Below are 646 nucleotides of genomic sequence, written 5' to 3'. Positions count from 1 at the left end.
TCCCTCACTCCCATTCCATTGTTCCACAATGCCCTAACTGTCTGTCTTTAAACGCCTATTTGAACTTTCCTGCCCTGCTGGCCGGCCTGTGGTCCGCCAGATCGCTGCACTATTGAATTCATTGAGAAAATCAGCACGAAATTTTTTTGGCGAGTCCAGCATCTATCGCTGGCTATTCCGCGACGGAAGCGGATTCCTTGGACCGACTGCGACCTCGGCCATGCTGAAAAAGGACCGTCACCCGTCGATTAGGACAACGTCCGACAGCGCCGGTCGGGCACGGTCCAGCGGGTTCCTTGCCCTTGCGGCGGCGCTGGCCGCTAGGCAGTCTCTGCCGCGCGGGCGCGTGCAGGAGACAAGGCGGCCTCATCGTGACCCGTGCCTTCGGCCGGTGCAGGGGTAGCAACCGACTTCGCATCGCTCTTGCCCGCATCTTTCCGCGTTATCGTACGCCGCCACAGCCGCGCGACATCTTCCGGCAGCATCCAGGCGGCCGGGACAACGATCAGCGTCAGCATTGTCGAGGTGATGAGGCCGCCGATCACGATGAAGCCCATGGCATTGCGCCATTCGGAACCATCGGACGCAGCAAGCGCCACCGGGATCATCCCGAAAATGGCGGCGAAAGCCGTCATCAGCACCGGGC

At 61.0% G+C, this 646-nt stretch carries 1 protein-coding gene; it reads right to left on the bottom strand.

Features of this window, described 5'->3' with window-relative positions; genetic code table 11:
• Window positions 1-320: 320 nt before the first annotated feature.
• The coding region (locus tag DM995_RS19115; protein WP_157973349.1) for an efflux RND transporter permease subunit at window positions 321-646 on the bottom strand (326 nt) is incomplete at its 5' end.

The sequence above is a fragment of the Blastomonas sp. UPD001 genome (assembly GCF_003426715.1).
Classification (GTDB): domain Bacteria; phylum Pseudomonadota; class Alphaproteobacteria; order Sphingomonadales; family Sphingomonadaceae; genus Blastomonas.
Note: the sequence above shows the minus strand (reverse complement) of the source record. Positions and strands in the feature narration are given on the sequence as shown.